This window comes from Streptomyces sp. NPDC102258, assembly GCF_055584685.1.
The window spans coordinates 551,988-565,383 of sequence record NZ_JBVJLO010000001.1 but is presented as its reverse complement, the minus strand read 5'-3'; the positions used below and the strand labels follow the sequence as shown (position 1 = coordinate 565,383).

11 protein-coding genes are annotated in these 13,396 nt (G+C 75.8%); 5 read left to right on the top strand and 6 right to left on the bottom strand.

Going from position 1 to position 13,396, the window contains the following annotated elements; genetic code table 11:
• The first annotated feature begins 96 nt into the window (after positions 1 to 96).
• Entirely contained in the window at positions 97 to 1,002 is a 906-nt protein-coding gene (locus ACZ6ZT_RS02585) for an alpha/beta fold hydrolase (RefSeq protein WP_469714795.1), read from the top strand.
• Between the two features lie 18 nt (positions 1,003 to 1,020).
• Here ACZ6ZT_RS02585 and ACZ6ZT_RS02580 read toward each other — a convergent pair whose 3' ends face one another.
• From ACZ6ZT_RS02580 to ACZ6ZT_RS02570, 3 genes are all read right to left on the bottom strand, one after another.
• Positions 1,021 to 1,428, bottom strand: coding sequence for a nuclear transport factor 2 family protein (locus ACZ6ZT_RS02580; RefSeq protein WP_469714794.1), 408 nt, complete (start codon positions 1,426 to 1,428; stop codon positions 1,021 to 1,023).
• A 70-nt stretch (positions 1,429 to 1,498) separates the two neighbouring features.
• Positions 1,499 to 2,611, bottom strand: a complete 1,113-nt coding sequence (locus ACZ6ZT_RS02575; protein ID WP_469714792.1) for a cation diffusion facilitator family transporter — start codon at positions 2,609 to 2,611, stop codon at positions 1,499 to 1,501.
• A gap of 97 nt (positions 2,612 to 2,708) precedes the next feature.
• Complete coding sequence (locus tag ACZ6ZT_RS02570; protein ID WP_469715029.1) at positions 2,709 to 4,082, bottom strand: MFS transporter; 1,374 nt, start codon at positions 4,080 to 4,082, stop codon at positions 2,709 to 2,711.
• Positions 4,083 to 4,276: 194 nt separating this feature from the next.
• On the opposite strand from ACZ6ZT_RS02570, the gene ACZ6ZT_RS02565 reads away from it, so the two are divergent.
• From ACZ6ZT_RS02565 to ACZ6ZT_RS02550, 4 genes are all read left to right on the top strand, one after another.
• Positions 4,277 to 5,158 carry a helix-turn-helix transcriptional regulator gene (locus ACZ6ZT_RS02565; RefSeq protein WP_469714791.1) on the top strand — a complete coding sequence of 294 codons (882 nt, stop codon included), beginning with the start codon at positions 4,277 to 4,279 and terminating at the stop codon, positions 5,156 to 5,158.
• A gap of 103 nt (positions 5,159 to 5,261) precedes the next feature.
• Complete coding sequence (locus ACZ6ZT_RS02560) at positions 5,262 to 6,293, top strand: methyltransferase (protein ID WP_469714789.1); 1,032 nt, start codon at positions 5,262 to 5,264, stop codon at positions 6,291 to 6,293.
• Positions 6,294 to 6,425: 132 nt separating this feature from the next.
• Positions 6,426 to 7,121 carry a hypothetical protein gene (locus tag ACZ6ZT_RS02555; RefSeq protein WP_469714787.1) on the top strand — a complete coding sequence of 232 codons (696 nt, stop codon included), beginning with the start codon at positions 6,426 to 6,428 and terminating at the stop codon, positions 7,119 to 7,121.
• Positions 7,122 to 7,216: 95 nt separating this feature from the next.
• Complete coding sequence (locus ACZ6ZT_RS02550) at positions 7,217 to 7,759, top strand: heme-binding beta-barrel domain-containing protein (RefSeq protein ID WP_469715027.1); 543 nt, start codon at positions 7,217 to 7,219, stop codon at positions 7,757 to 7,759.
• 27 nt (positions 7,760 to 7,786) lie between these two features.
• Here the strand turns inward: ACZ6ZT_RS02550 and ACZ6ZT_RS02545 are convergent, their stop codons facing one another.
• The 3 genes from ACZ6ZT_RS02545 to ACZ6ZT_RS02535 form a co-directional block, all read right to left on the bottom strand.
• A complete protein-coding gene (locus ACZ6ZT_RS02545; protein WP_469714785.1) occupies positions 7,787 to 8,449 on the bottom strand; it encodes a DUF2278 family protein in 663 nt (220 codons plus the stop codon).
• A gap of 57 nt (positions 8,450 to 8,506) precedes the next feature.
• On the bottom strand, positions 8,507 to 10,042 hold the full coding sequence (locus ACZ6ZT_RS02540) for an alpha/beta hydrolase (protein WP_469714784.1): 1,536 nt from the start codon (positions 10,040 to 10,042) through the stop codon (positions 8,507 to 8,509).
• Positions 10,043 to 10,123: 81 nt separating this feature from the next.
• Positions 10,124 to 13,285 carry an amidohydrolase family protein gene (locus ACZ6ZT_RS02535; RefSeq protein WP_469714782.1) on the bottom strand — a complete coding sequence of 1,054 codons (3,162 nt, stop codon included), beginning with the start codon at positions 13,283 to 13,285 and terminating at the stop codon, positions 10,124 to 10,126.
• Between the last annotated feature and the right edge of the window lie 111 nt (positions 13,286 to 13,396).

Genomic DNA, 13,396 nt, shown 5'->3' with positions numbered 1-13,396 from the left:
GAGCATGCACGCGCAGAACGGCGGCCGGAGCACGCGCACGCGCCGCCGGGGTGCGCCTTCGGCCGCAGGCGGCCCGGGCCCCTCTACTGTGGGCGCATGAGCGAACAGAAGGCGTCCGGGGTGGGCCCGTCGGGCATCGAGGTGGCGTACGAGCGCTTCGGCGATCCGCGCGACCCGGCCGTCCTGCTGATCATGGGGATCGCGCTGCCGATGCTGGCCTGGCCGGAGGGGTTCTGCGCCGAGCTGACCGGGCGCGGAGTCCAGGTGATCCGGTTCGACAACCGCGACGTCGGCCTCAGCACGCACTTCCCGGACGCGCCCGTGCCGGACCTGCGGGCCGCGCTGGCCGGGGACCTGTCCTCGGTCTCGTACACCCTGTCCGACATGGCCGCCGACAGCGTCGGCCTGCTCGACGCGCTGGGGATCGACGGCGCCCACCTCGTCGGGATGTCCATGGGCGGCGCGATCGCGCAGACGGTCGCGCTCGAACATCCCCGCCGGGTGCGGTCGCTGACGTCCTTGATGTCCACGACGGGCGACCTCCGCGTCGGGCAGCCGAAGCCCGGGGCGCTCGCCGCGCTGGCCGGGCCGGTCGCGACGGAACGCGAGGAGGTGGTCGAGCGGATGGTGCGGACCGTACGGGTCCTCGGCTCCCCCGGCTTCCCCTTCGACGAGGCCGCGGTCCGCGACCGGGCCGGGCGCTCCTACGACCGGTCCTACGATCCGCTCGGCATCGCCCGCCAGGCGCTGGCCTCCGTCGCCTCCGGGGACCGGACGGCGCGGCTGGCGTCGCTGGAGGTGCCCACGCTGGTGATCCACGGCGCCGACGACCCGATGTGCGACGTCAGCGGCGGCCGGGCCACCGCGGCGGCGGTGCCGGGGGCCGAGTTCGTCGCCTTCGACGGGATGGGACACGACCTGCCGCCCGCGCTGTGGCCGCGGATCGCCGCGCTGATCACCGATCTGGTGCGGCGGGCGGAGGCGGTCCCGGCGGTCCGCTGATCCCGGGCGCGGTGTCCGTCAGGGCTGGTCGTACCAGGAGCAGGCGGCGATGCGCCAGCCGTCCGGGGTCCGGACGAACTGGAGGGTCTTGGTGCCCCCGCCCTCGAAGGGCTGCCCGTCCAGGGTGCCGGACTTGCGGTACGTACTGAAGCGCGAGGCGATGTCGCCCTCGATCGCGGTGCGTTCGGTGGTCTCCCACTCGCTGAACTCCACGAGCCGGCCCTCGTTCAGCAGCCGCTCGCGCGGCGCGATGAACTCCTCGACGGTGTAGGCCGTGAAATCCGGGCCGGTCATGACGATCACGCCGCCGGGCAGGACCAGCCGGCGGAGCCGGGCCACGTCGGCGGACTTGCCGCCCCGGTTGTCGAAGGCGCCGAAGAACTCGGCGGTCACCGCGTCTATCGCGGTCTTCTCGATCTTGGACATGGGCGCGACGGTAACACCGTGGGGCCCGCTTCCGCCGGGGATCCCGGTTTCCCCCCGGGGGGTACGGGACTCAGCCGGCGCCGTGGTGGCCGAGGGCGGCGTGCGGGTCGTGGCCGTCCGCGGCGGCGTGGTCGGTGTGCACGGTGGCCGCCGTGAGCCGCGGCACCGCGTGGATCAGGGCGTGTTCGGCGGCCACCGCCACGTGGTGGGCCTCGACCACGGTCAGCCGGTCTCCCACCACGATGTCTGCCTCGGCGCGCAGGGTGTGCCCGAGCCACCTCATCCGCAGCTGCCCGATGTCCAGGACCCCGTCCACGCCGCGCAGGGCGTGCTCGGCGGCGTCGACGAGCGCCGGGTCGACGGAGTCCATCAGCCGTCGGCCGACCTGGCGGGCGGCGTCCCCGAGCACCAGCAGGATCGCGAGGGTGATCAGCAGGCCGACCGCCGGGTCGGCGGCCCGCCACCCGAGCGCGGAGCCGCCCGCGCCGAGCAGGACCGCGAGGGAGGTGAAACCGTCGGTGCGGGCGTGCAGTCCGTCGGCGACCAGGGCGGCGGAACCGATCCTGCGGCCGGTGCGGATGCGGTAGCGGGCCACCCATTCGTTCCCGGCGAACCCGGCCAGTGCCGCCGCCGCGACCGCCGGGAGGTGGGTGACCTCGCGGGGGTCGAGGAGCCGGCCGACGGCCGTCCACGCGGCGAGGGCGGCGGACGCGGCGATGGTGAGGACGATGAGCACCCCCGCCAGGTCCTCGGCGCGGCCATAGCCGTAGGTGTAGCGGCGGTTGGCGGCCCGTCGGCCGAGGACGAAGGCGATGCCCAGGGGGACGGCCGTCAGGGCGTCGGCGGCGTTGTGCACGGTGTCGCCGAGCAGCGCGACCGACCCGGACAGGACCACGACGACGGCCTGGACGACGGCGGTCGCCCCGAGGACGGCGAGGGAGATCCACAGCGTGCGCACGCCCTCGCGGGAGGCCTCCAGCGCCGCGTCCACCTGGTCGGCGGCCTCATGCCGGTGGGGCCGCAGCAGGTGGCCGAGCCGGTGCCGCCACCCGGCGGGGTGCCGGTGCGCGCCGCCGGGGCTGTGGCCGTGGCCCCCGTCGTGGCCGGCGCCGCCACCGGCATCGTCGCCGTCGTGGTCATGGTGGTGATGCTGGTGCGTGCGGGTGTTCCGGTCGCCCTCCATGGGCCCACGGTGGCACAGCGGACCGGTTGCGGCTACAGCCGTCGTACGCCCTGTGACCAGGTGCGACGCCCTCGCTGGTGCGTCCCCTGAGCGGGGGTCAGCGCATGACGCGCGGCAGCCGCAGGCTGAGCAGGACCGTCAGCACGATCATGCCGAGCTGGACGAGCAGGGTCACCCCGAGGGCCGTGCCCATCCCCACCGCCGGGATCAGCGCGAGGAACAGGCTGCCGAGGGTCGCGACGCCCAGGGCGAGCGCCGACTGCTGGGTGGTGACCATGACGCCGCCGCCCACCCCCGCCCGGTCGGCCGGCACGTCCGACAGCATCAGCCGCATCAGCACGGGCAGTTGGAGGCCCTGGCCGAGGCCGGCGATCGCGACGCCCGGGGCCAGCGAGGCCAGCCCGAGCTCCGGCCAGCCGCTCCGCACGGTCAGCAGGAGCACCAGGATGCCGAGGCCCTGGAGCACGCCGCCCGCGGTGACGACCCGGCTGCCGAAGCGGCCCACCAGGCGCGGTCCGGCGAGGGAGGCGGCGAAGAAGGCGAGCGCCATCGGCACCAGGGCGAGCCCGGCCGCCACCGGCCCCATCCGCAGCCCCGTCTGGAGCGCCACCGCGACCACGAACATGAAGCCGCTGAAGCCGATGGAGAAGGGCACCATGATGACCAGGCCGCGCCGCAGGGAGACCAGCCGCAGCAGGCTCGGCGGCACGAGCGGGGTGCGGCCGGTGCGGTCCGCGTGCCGCTCCACCAGGCAGAAGGCCGCGGCGGCGAACGGGAACACGGCCAGGGACACCCACGTCCACAGCGGCCATCCGGTCGCCCGGCCCTCGGTCAGCGGCAGCAGCAGGGAGACCAGCGACAGGGCGAGCAGCAGCGTGCCCGGTACGTCGACCGAGGCGGGGCGCTCCGAGCGGGTCTCGGGGACGGCCCGGGCGGCGAGCACCAGCCCGAGCAGCACGACGGGCACGTTCACGAGGAATACCGAGCGCCAGCCGGAGCCGGCGACGTCGGCGGCGACGAGCACGCCGCCGAGGATCTGCCCGGTGACCATGGACAGCCCCGCGGTGGCTCCGTAGAGGCTCATCGCCCGGGCCCGGCGCGGGCCCTGGGTGGTGGCCTGGATGGTGGCGAGCACCTGCGGCAGCATCAGGGCCGCGGCCGCGCCCTGCGCCACCCGGGCGCCGACCAGGGTCCAGGCGGTGGGGGCCAGACCGCAGGCGAGCGAGGTCAGGCCGAAGGCGGCCATGCCGATGAGGAAGAGCCGGCGCCGCCCGGCCATGTCGCCGAGGCGTCCGCCGAGTACGAGGAGCACCGCGTAGGCGACGCCGTAGCCGCCGACGATCAGTTCCAGCATGGCCGGACCGGCGGCGAGGTCGCTGTCGATGGCGGGCAGCGCCACGTTGACGATGAAGAAGTCGATCAGCGGGAGGGCCGCGCCCAGGAGCACGGTGAACAGTCCGAGCGGGCGCAGTGCGGCGGCTCCCGCCCCGGTCCCCGGGGTGGCCGGGTGCGTCGGGTGGGAGGGGGAGGAAGGGGAGAGGGTGCGTACGGTCGTTTGGCTCACACCGGGAACAATGCTCCGGCGCCCAGTCTGGTACCAGAGTGTCTTTATCCTGGTACCGGCACTACCTGGCACCGGGATGACGGGTACGGCACCCTGGTGCCATGAGCACTGTGGCACCCGAAAGCGATGTCCGCCGGCACGAGCTGGCCGAGTTCCTGCGCAGCCGCCGCGAGCGGATCACCCCGGAGCAGGCCGGACTGGTGCCCGGCCGGCGCCGCCGCACCCCGGGGCTGCGCCGCGAGGAGGTCGCGCAGCTGTCGGCGGTCGGCGTCACCTGGTACACCTGGCTGGAGCAGGCCCGCGAGATCCGGGTGTCCCCGCAGGTCCTGGACGCCCTGGCGCGCGCCCTGCTGCTGGACGCCAGTGAGCGGGCGCACCTGTTCGCGCTGGCCGGCAGTACCGATCCGGCGCAGCACACGTCCTGTCCGAACGTGACCCCGGCGCTGCGCGCGATGCTCGACCAGCTGGATCCGATCCCGTCCTGCGTCCAGAACAGCCGCTACGACATCCTCGCGTACAACGCCACGTACGGGAAGCTGCTCTGCGACCTGGACCGGCTGCCGCCCGAGGACCGCAACTGCATGTGGCTGGCCTTCACCGATCCGGACTGGCGGGCGGCCGTCGTCCACCTGCCCGAGTCGAACCGGACGATGGCGGCCAAGTTCCGGGCCGCGATGGCCGGGCACCTGGCCGAGCCGGCCTGGAAGGCGCTGCTGGCGCGGCTGGAAACGGCATCGGCCGAGTTCCGGGAGGTGTGGGCGCGGCACGAGGTGGTCGGGCCGGGCGGGAAGGCGAAGTACATCCTCAACCCGCACGTGGGGCTGCTGCACGTGGAGCACACCAACCTCTGGCTGGGTCCGGCGGACGGGGCGCGGCTGGTGAGCTACGTCCCGCTCGACGAGGAGACCCGCGAGCGTCTCGTCCGGCTGGGGGAACTGGCCGGCGGCGCAGTGCCGGCCCCGGAACGGATCCCCGTGCCCTGAAGTCGGCTTGACGGCGCGCCGTCGCGGCGAAATCGGCCGTGGCGGGCCTCCGCCCGGGCGACCATGGCGGTCCGGCACCCCCGGACACGACAGGAGCACGACTGTGGCCAGCCCCGGCGAGCACACCGACCGCACCGACCCCCCGGCACCCCCCGTACTGCGGGACCTGATGTACGGCCACTTCCACTCCTCGGCGCTCCGGGCCGTGGCCGTCCACCGGATCGCCGACCACCTCGCCGACGGCGCGCACACGCCCGGCGAACTGGCCGCCCGCACCGGCACCGACGCCTCCGCCCTGCGGCGCGTCCTGCGGCTGCTCGCGGTACGGGGACTGTTCCACGAGGACGAGCGGGGCGCGTTCCGGCTGACGGAGGCCGGACGGCCGCTGCGCACCGACGTGGCGCACTCGCAGCACGCCGGGGTGCTGATGATCACCGATCCGATGTTCGAGCGGGCGGCCGCCGAGCTGTCCGGGACGCTGCGCACCGGGCTGCCCGCCTTCGAACTGGCCTACGGGGCGCCGTTCTTCGAGTACCTGCGCACCTCCCCCGGGGACCGGGCCGTCTTCGACGCCGGTATGGCCTCGCTCTCCGGGCCGGTCGACGAACCGGTCGCCGCGAGCTATCCGTTCCCGGAGGGTGCCCGCGTGATCGATGTCGCGGGCGGCTGGGGCGGGCTGCTGCGGGCCGTGCTCGGCCGGGGGCCGACGCTGTACGGGGTCCTCTTCGACCGGCCCGACACGGTCGCCGAACACGTCCTGGACGGCCCCGGGCTCGCGGGCCGGTGGCACGCCGAGGGCGGGGACTTCTTCATGGCGGTCCCGTCCGGCGGGGACTTCTACCTGCTCAAGCACGTCCTGCACGACTGGGACGACGAGGACGCGCTGCGGATCCTCACCCGCGTGCGCCGGGCCGCGGCGACCGGTGCCCGGCTGCTGGTGGTGGAGGTCGTCCTGCCCGGCGGCGGCGTACCGCATCCGGGGGTGGAGCGGGACATCGTGATGCTGACGGTGGCGACGGGCCGCGAGCGCACCGCGGCCGAGTTCGAGACGCTGCTCGACCGGGCGGGTTTCCGGCTGCACCGGATCCTGCCGACGCCCGTGCTGCCCTCGGTCATCGAGGCCGTCGCGGTCTGAGCGCCCGGGCGCCGACGTACGGTGTCGGCCATCCGGGTCATACGCGCCGCCCGGGCTCCCGGCACGCTCCTAGGATGGGCGCCGCCGCCGCTCACGGTGCGGCGCCGGTGGTCCACGTACGGGAGTTGAGGCATGAGGCGGTTGCGGGTACTGGTCGCGGTCGGGGTCCTGGCGCTGGGTCCGGCGGGCGCGGGCACCGCCCGGGCGACCCCGGCCTCCGGCGCCGCGGGGTGTCCGACGGCGGAGGTCTTCGCGACGAACAACACGGCGGTCATCACCGATCCGGCCGACCCCCGGCTGACGGACCGCCTGACGGGCTTCGACCGCGAGGTACGCGCGATGGTCCGTGCGCAGGGCGCCCGGCCCGTGGGATCGACGCTGCTGGACGGGGTGTTCTGGTCGGGTGAGCAGCGGCGGGCCACGTACGAGCGGTCGCGGAAGTTCGATGTCGACCGGCTGAGTCCCTCCGGCCTGCACCACCTCGCCGCGGTCATCGGCAAGCGCTACGACCAGGAGTCGGTCCTCACCTTCCGCTGCCTGCCGCGTACGGCGCCGGACGTCGACGCGGTGGAGATCCAGGCCCCCGGCGTCAGCCCCACCGGGCTGCGCGACGCCCTGCTCGCCGACCCGCAGGCCCGCGACCGGCTGGGCGGCGGCTCGGTCACCCTCGACGGCCGCCTCGTCCTCATCGCGCCGCTCACCGACCTGCCCCTGGCCCGGGCGTTGACGGAGTCGCTCGGCGTGGACTGGAAGCGCGCCGAAGTCCGCTACGGGGACGAGGAGTTCGTGGCCGGTTCCGCTCCCGGGGAGTCACCCGGCGGGCGGTGAGCGCGGGGAGTGGACCGGGGCGGCGCGGCGCGGGGCGGGTGCGGGCGGCGTTTAGGCTGGCGGCGCGAGGGACTTCACACACAGGCAGGGTGAGCATGTTCGAGCCGGTCCAGGACAATCCGTACCCCGACACGCACGTCCTCGGCGAGGGGCCCGAGCCGCATCCGCAGCTCGCGCCGGTGCTGGGGCTGATCGGGCGGTGGCACGGGAGCGGGCGGGGCGAGTACCCGACGCTGGAGCAGGACTTCCGGTACGCGCAGGAGGTCGCCTTCAGCCACGACGGCCGCCCCTTCCTGCGCTACGAGGCGCGGGCCTGGCTGATCGACCCCGCCGGGACGCCGGTGCGGCCCGCGGGGCGGGAGTCGGGGTGGTGGCGGGTGGCTCCGGACGCCTCCCTGGAGGTGGTGCTCGCCCACCCGACGGGCATCGTGGAGACGTACACCGGGCAGGTGGACGGCGCGGAGATCGAGATCGGCACCGGGGAGGTGGCGCTCACCCCACGGGCCAAGGAGGTCACCGGGACGCGGCGGCACTACACCCTCGACGGCGACCGGCTGACGGTGGTGCACGACATGGCGGCGGTGGGCCAGCCCCTCCAGCACCACCTCACGGCGCACCTGGTCCGCCGCTCCTCCTGACCGGCCGCCGGGGGTGGTGCCTCGGCCTCAGAGGGGGTGGCCCTCCGGGCCGGTCCGGTCGGCCTGGCTGGAGAACTTGTTCAGGAAGACGTCGTACCAGCCGTCGGAGCGCCGGGTGAAGGTGGCGCCGTCCTGCCAGGTGCCGTTGTCGGGCCACCACTGGCTGCCGTACGGATCGCCCTGGTTCTGGTGGATGTTGTGCATGCCGAGCCCGCCGTGGTCGAAGGGCTGGCCCAGGACCAGGATCGGCCGGCCCGGGACGAGGATCGGTTCGAGGGCCGCGGCGGCGTCGAGGTTGGAGCCGGAGATCCAGGGCCGGGGCGGGTTCAGCCGGTCCAGGAAGGCCTGGATCCAGGCGGGCGGGCGGCGGAGGAAGAGGCAGCCCGGACGGTCCGCGAGGGCCGGGTGGCGCAGGTAGTCGACGGCGCCGGAGCCCGGGGAGGCCGACAGGTCGTGGTAGCCGGCGGCCAGTGCGGGCAGCGGGTCGAGCACCGAGGCGGCCAGGGTGAAGGTCTTCCACCGCACCCCGGTGGCGGATTCCTTGCTGTCCACGTCGACGGCGCAGCGGTAGCGCCCGGCGGGCGCGTCCACCTCCAGGTTGACGTGGAACCAACGGCCCTGGGTGTCGGGCTGGTCGCGGAAGTGGCTGTGCAGGGTCCCGGACAGCACCCCGTAGGTGTCGAGCGGCATGACCGTCAGTCAACCACCGCCGGCCGGCCCGCGCGCCGGGACGCGCGCGGCCGGCGGTCAGTTGGCGCAGGCGGTGTCGTGGGCGGGGCGCTTGCCGGTGGTGAGGAACGTGGTGACGGTTCGGTCGCCGCAGGCGTTGCCGTTGCCGAGGTAGAGGCCGTGGCCGCCCTGCTCGACGGTGACGAGGACGGCCCGCGCGCCCAGCGCCTCGCGCATCTTCAGGCTCTTGGACAGGGGCGTGGACGGGTCGCGGCGGCTCTGGATCATCAGGATGTCGGAGGGGCCGTCGGCGGTGATCCGGGTCGGCTTCTCGGCGGGGGCGCTCTTCCAGAAGGCGCAGGGCAGCACGTTCACGGGCATTCCGGCGGTCAGGGGGTGGCGGACCCGGTCCTCGTCGACGGCGCGCTGGCCGGCGGCGGCGCTCTCGCGCGGCCAGGCCACGTCGTTGCAGAGCACCCCGACGAGCTGGGCGGCGTCCTCGTCGCGCAGCGGCTGGGCCAGCTCCGGCGGCAGGGCGGGGGTGGCCGCCGGGTCGTCGAGGGAGAGCAGCAGCCGGGCCAGGGCGGGGAAGGACGCGTCGCTGTAGAGGGCGTTCTGGAGGGCCTGGCGCAGGCCGTTGCCGGTCAGGGGCACGCCGGGGGTGGTGGAGGGCCTCGGGGTGCGGTCCAGGGCGGCGGCCAGGGCCAGCAGCCGGGGCTCGACGTCCTCGGCGGCCGGCGCGAGGCGCAGGCCGTCCTTGTCGCGGTCGGGGTGGGAGGCCCAGGCGGCGAAGTCGGGGAAGCGGTCCTCGGCGCCCTGCGCCATGTTCGCGAGCCAGCCCCGGGCGACGCGCGCCGGGTCGGGGTCGCCGCTGCTGTCGAGGACCCAGCGGTCGGTGCGCTCGGGGTACTTCTGCGCGTACACGGCGCCCACGTAGGTGCCGTACGAGACCCCCCAGGCGGAGAGTTTGCGCTCGCCGAGGGCCTCGCGTAGCCGGTCCATGTCGCGAACCTGGTTGGCGGTGGTGAAACTGCGCAGGACGGGCCCGCCGTGGGCGGCGCAGGCCTCGGCGACGCGCTGGGCGCGGGCCACGTTCTCGGAGACGTCCCCGTCGGCGGCCGGCCAGGCGCGCAAGCTGGTGAGGTAGCGGTCGCCGGGGGCGAGTCCGCAGGAGGCGGTGGTGCTGCCGCCGACGCCGCGGGGGTCGAAGGTGACGAGGTCGTAGGCGCCGCCGAGTTGGGCGCGGAGCGCTTCGCCCTTCTGCGTCAGGCGCTGGACGCCGGAGCCGCCCGGGCCGCCGGGGATCACGACGAGCGCGCCGCGGCGGGCCTGGGGGCGGTCGCTGCGGACGCGGGAGACGGCGACCTTGATCTGGGGGCCGGCCGGGTCCGCGTAGTCGAGGGGTACGGGCAGGTCGGCGCACTCCTGGGTGGCGGGGCCGCCCGGCTTGGCGCAGGGGTGCCAGGCGAGCGGGGGGACCGGGGCGGCGCCCGCGCCGGCCGCCGTGCCCGCGCCCGCCGGGGTCGCCACCGCCGGGAGCGTGGCGCTGAGGGTGGTGGCGGCGGTGGCGGCGCAGAGGGCGAGGAGCAGGGCCTTGTTCCTGGAAGTCGTCATGGAGCAAGCCTCGTTGACCGGGGGCCGGCGCCCCATCCGGCAGCCCTGCCGCCCCGGGGTGGGGATAACCCCCGTTCTCCGTCAGGCGGGTGGGCCGGTGGGGTGGGTGGGGCAGCAGCCGTCGCGGAGCATCTGGCGCAGGACCGGCTGCCAGTCGGCAGCGGGTTCGGCGGCTCGGGGGCGGGTGGCTTCGAGTGCGGTGCGCTCGTGGACGGTTCCGGCGCGGACGGCCGCCCGGATCCGTACCAGGTCGTCGAAGTCGGTGAAGGGGTCGCCGTCGACGACGGTGAGGTCGGCGAGCTTGCCCGCCTCCACGGTGCCGAGCCGGTCGGCGACGCCGAAGACCCGGGCGGGCATGCGGGTGGCGGTGGTGAGGGCCTCGGCCGGGGAGAAGCCGTGGCGGTGCAGGGCGCGCAGGGCCAGGTGGAGGTGGAGGCCGACCGGGGTGAGGGGCGCGTCGGTGCCCAGCGCGAGCCGGCCGCCGCCCGCGAGGACCCGCCGGTAGGTGCCGACCTCCCGTTCCAGCAGGGCGAGTTGCTCCGCCGTCGGGGCCTGGGCGGCGGCGGCCCGGACGGCGCTGACGTCCCAGGGCGGCATGAGGGCCGTGACGCGGGGGTCGGCGGCGAGTGAGGGGTCGGCGCCGATCAGGGCCAGGGCCGTGAAGGGGGTGGCGATGAGGTCGAAGCCGCCGTGGGTGTAGAGCGCGAGGGTGTCCTCGTACGTATGGCCCGCGGGGGTGGCGCCGTGGCCGTGCTCGGCGCGTTCGGTGGCGACCAGGTGGGTGGTGAGGTCCTGGCCCGAGGCGATGCCCTGGGCGCACAGGTGGGAGCCGGCCAGGACGCCGAGCCGTTCGTGGGCGAAGCGGGCCGCCTGCTCCATGAAGGCGTACGGGGCGCGGACGTACGTCTTGACGAAGTCCCAGTCCAGGGCCTGGGCCCGGGTCAGCGAGCGGGCGAGGCCCTCGGCGGTGCGGTGGGCGCGGCCCATGCTGTAGGCGACGCGGGAGCCGTCGAGGAGTTCGCCGCCGGCCAGCAGCCGGGGGGCGGTGAGCCGGCCGGCCCGGATGTCGTCGCGCAGCCGGGCCTGTTCCTGGGCGGAGCCGCCGAGGGAGACGGTGGTGGTGACGCCGTAGGCGAGGTGCAGCAGGCCTTGGCGGGCGCCGTAGGTGTACGGGTACGGGTGGACGTGGGCGTCCCACAGTCCCGGCAGCACGGTGCCCCGGGAGGCGTCGACGGTGCGGGCGGCGCGCCGGCCGGGGCGGTGCGGCTCGACGGCGGTGACGCGGCCCCCGCTGATGAGGACGTCCACGTCGGCGCGGGGCGGGGTGCCGGTGCCGTCCCAGAGCAGGCCCGCGCGGACGACGGTGTCGACGGCGGCGGGGCGCCGGTGGCTCAGGGCCACCGGGGCGGTGCGGGGCGCCCGGGCGGGCGCGCCGTCGGCGTCGAGGGCGAGCAGGCGCAGCCGGGCGCCCGACTGGTAGAGCAGGCCGCGGGAGTCGGCGGACCAGGAGGGATGGTCGGCGGCCTCGTCGGTGATCCGGCGGGCGGGGCCGGCCGGGGCGCCGTCGGGGGCGACGGGCAGCAGCCAGAGGGCGGATTCGGCGACGCAGGCGAGGTGGCGGCCGTCCGGTGACCAGACGGGCCCGGCGGCGTAGCGGTCGGAGAGCGAGGTGTGCGGGGCGAGGGCGTACAGGCGGGCCGCGCCGGTGGTGGTGTCGACGATCCGGATCAGGTTGTAGCCCTCGCGGAAGCGGCGGTTGATCCGGTTGCGGTCGCAGAGGGCGAGGTGGCGGCCGTCGGGTGACCAGCTGGGCGGGCTGGGCAGTCCGCCGCCGCCGAGGGCGGTCACGAGCGGGGTTTCGGCGCCGTCGGCGAGGTCGCGGACGATCAGGCGTCCGGCGAGGTCGAGGCAGGCGAGGCGGGTGCCGTCCGGGGAGAGCGATCCGTACACGCGGCCCGCCGGGGAGAGCACGCTCTCGCGGCCGTCGGCGAGTTCGCGGCGGCGTACGGTGTTCAGCCCGTCGCGGTCGTCGGTGTAGAGCAGCGCGCGCCCGTCGGGCGTCCACACCGGCCCCTGGACGTAGGCGGTCGCGGGGGCCTGGACGATCCGGCGCGGGGCTCCCCCGGTGACGGGCGCGGTCCACAGGGCGTTGAGGGCGGCGAAGGCGACGGTGCGGCCGTCGGGCGAGAGGCTCGGCAGGTGGATGCCGCGCACGGGGCGCCCCTCCTCGGCCTCCAGGGCGTACGCCTTGATCCGGTGGTGGGGCCGGGGCACCTCCAGGGTGGCGTCGAGGGGGATGGTGTGGCGGGTGGTGTCGCGGTGCGGGCGGATCACCTGGAAGCGGCCGTCGAGGGTGACCAGCAGGCGGTCGTCACCGATCCAGCGCGGGGGCGCGGGGGCGAGGTCCCCGCCGAGGGGGACGGGCCGGCCGTCGGCGTACAGGGTGAGGGTCTGCGCCGTACGGGGGCCGGCGGCGCCGGACAGCCAGGCGGTGCGGCCGGCCGGGGAGAGCGCCGGGGTGAGCAGGCTGCCGTCGGGGGCGGTGTGTTCGAGGCGTACGGGGCCCCGCCCGTCGGCGGCGACGGAGGCGAGGGTGCGGGCGGTGAGGGTCTCCCCCGTGACGGTGGCCCGGACGAACAGCACGCGGGCGCCGTCCGGGGTCCAGACGGGGTCGAAGTCCTCCCAGGCGCCGTCCTGGCCCGGGCCGGTCTGGCCGGGGAGCCCGGTGAGGGGGGTCGGGGCGCCGCCGGTCAGGGCGGTGGTCCAGATCCGGTACGGGCTGCCCGCGACCGGGTCGCCGCCGCGCTCCGAGCAGAAGGCGAGGCGGCGGCCGCCGGGTGACCAGGCGGGGGCGCGGTGGTCGAAGGGGCCGTCGGTGAGGCGGCGCGGGCCGGAGCCGTCGGCGTCCATGACCCAGATGTGGAAGGCGCCGCCCCGGTAGGCGCTCATGGCGATCCGGGTGCCGTCCGGGGAGAACACCGGGCGGCCCGGCTCCAGGTCGGGCGGGGTGAGCCGGGCCGCGGGGCCGCCGTCGGGCGGCAGCGCCCACAGGACGCCCTGCACCTCGGCGACGACCCGCTCGCCGGTGGCGGTGGCGGTGGCCGCTCCGTTGGTGGTGCGGGTGAGGCGGATCCGGACCGTCTCGGCCGGCCCTGGACCCGGGGCGGCCGCGGCTTCCGCCCGGCCGAGCAGGGCCGTCAGGGCCCCCGCCGACGCGGCTCCCAGTACCGTCCTGCGTGCCATGCGCATGTCGACCACCACCCGCCTCGTGTGCCACGTCCGCCCGGCTGTCCGTCAGGCGGCTGAACGATCACGACCCGGCTCCGGCAACGGCCCCGCCCCGGCGGACCTGGT

What these genes read in the sequence shown, in the direction of transcription:
- ACZ6ZT_RS02555 (WP_469714787.1), top strand. Translation starts at nt 6,426, where the DNA reads ATGAGGCGGTTGCGGGTACTGGTCGCGGTCGGGGTCCTGGCGCTGGGT.
- ACZ6ZT_RS02585 (WP_469714795.1), top strand. Translation starts at nt 97, where the DNA reads ATGAGCGAACAGAAGGCGTCCGGGGTGGGCCCGTCGGGCATCGAGGTG.
- ACZ6ZT_RS02580 (WP_469714794.1), bottom strand. Translation starts at nt 1,428, where the DNA reads ATGTCCAAGATCGAGAAGACCGCGATAGACGCGGTGACCGCCGAGTTC.
- ACZ6ZT_RS02550 (WP_469715027.1), top strand. Translation starts at nt 7,217, where the DNA reads ATGTTCGAGCCGGTCCAGGACAATCCGTACCCCGACACGCACGTCCTC.
- ACZ6ZT_RS02545 (WP_469714785.1), bottom strand. Translation starts at nt 8,449, where the DNA reads ATGCCGCTCGACACCTACGGGGTGCTGTCCGGGACCCTGCACAGCCAC.
- ACZ6ZT_RS02575 (WP_469714792.1), bottom strand. Translation starts at nt 2,611, where the DNA reads ATGGAGGGCGACCGGAACACCCGCACGCACCAGCATCACCACCATGAC.
- ACZ6ZT_RS02535 (WP_469714782.1), bottom strand. Translation starts at nt 13,285, where the DNA reads ATGGCACGCAGGACGGTACTGGGAGCCGCGTCGGCGGGGGCCCTGACG.
- ACZ6ZT_RS02540 (WP_469714784.1), bottom strand. Translation starts at nt 10,042, where the DNA reads ATGACGACTTCCAGGAACAAGGCCCTGCTCCTCGCCCTCTGCGCCGCC.
- ACZ6ZT_RS02565 (WP_469714791.1), top strand. Translation starts at nt 4,277, where the DNA reads ATGAGCACTGTGGCACCCGAAAGCGATGTCCGCCGGCACGAGCTGGCC.